2 protein-coding genes are annotated in these 753 nt (G+C 76.4%); both read left to right on the top strand.

Translation table 11 applies throughout. The annotated features are described in order from the left end of the window. Window positions 1–299, top strand: a 299-nt coding sequence (locus tag OZN99_RS32810; protein ID WP_270939360.1) for a penicillin-binding transpeptidase domain-containing protein, incomplete at its 5' end; no start/stop codon positions are given. Between the two features lie 14 nt (window positions 300–313). Further along, window positions 314–753: histidine kinase dimerization/phospho-acceptor domain-containing protein (locus OZN99_RS32815; protein WP_270939361.1), on the top strand; the 440-nt coding region annotated here is incomplete at its 3' end.

Below are 753 nucleotides of genomic sequence, written 5' to 3' on the forward strand. Positions count from 1 at the left end.
CCTCGCCCGAGCATGCCGCGGCCATCCGCCGGATGCTGGAGGCGGCGGTCGCGCGCGGCACCGGGCGGGCGGCCCAGCCGCCGGGCGGCCGGCCGGTCGCCGGCAAGACCGGCACCACGCAGGATTTCCGGGACGCCTGGTTCGTCGGATTGGCGGGTCCTCTCGTCATCGGCATCTGGCTGGGCAACGATGACGGCGCTGCGATGTTGGAGGTCAGGGGCGGCACCCTGCCGGCGCGCCTGGCCCGCGAGATACTGGAAGGCCTCGGCACCGAGGCGCGCGCCGCCGCCGGGGGATGAAGGAGCCGCGCCGCTTGCCCGAGAAACCGTCCGAAACCGGGCCGCTCGCCCCGTCCGACCTCGTCCTGTTGCGCCATGACCGCCTGCGCCGCACCGCGCCGGCCGTACAGCACGAGGTGAACAACGCGCTGATGGTGCTCGCTTCCAACCTGGAGCTGCTGGGCCGCAGCGCGGCCGAGGGGGCGCCGCGCCGCCAGCTCGACCGCGCGATGGAAGCGATGCGGCGGCTGGACCAGACGGTACGCGGCTTCCTGGATGCGGCCCGCCGCGAGGCGGAGGACCCGGCCGCGGTCTCGCCCGCCGCCGCGGTGGCGCAGGTGCTTCCGCTGCTCCGCGTGGCGCTCGGCGGGCGCTTCGGCTTCGAGCTGGAGCCGGCGGACGGCGTATGGACGGCGCGGCTCGATCGCGGGCGGCTGGACCTGGCGCTGCTCAGCCTGGCGCGCGACGCGGCCGC

It is taken from the genome of Falsiroseomonas oryzae (assembly GCF_027856955.1).
In the GTDB taxonomy this organism is placed as follows: Bacteria; Pseudomonadota; Alphaproteobacteria; order Acetobacterales; family Acetobacteraceae; genus Falsiroseomonas; species Falsiroseomonas oryzae.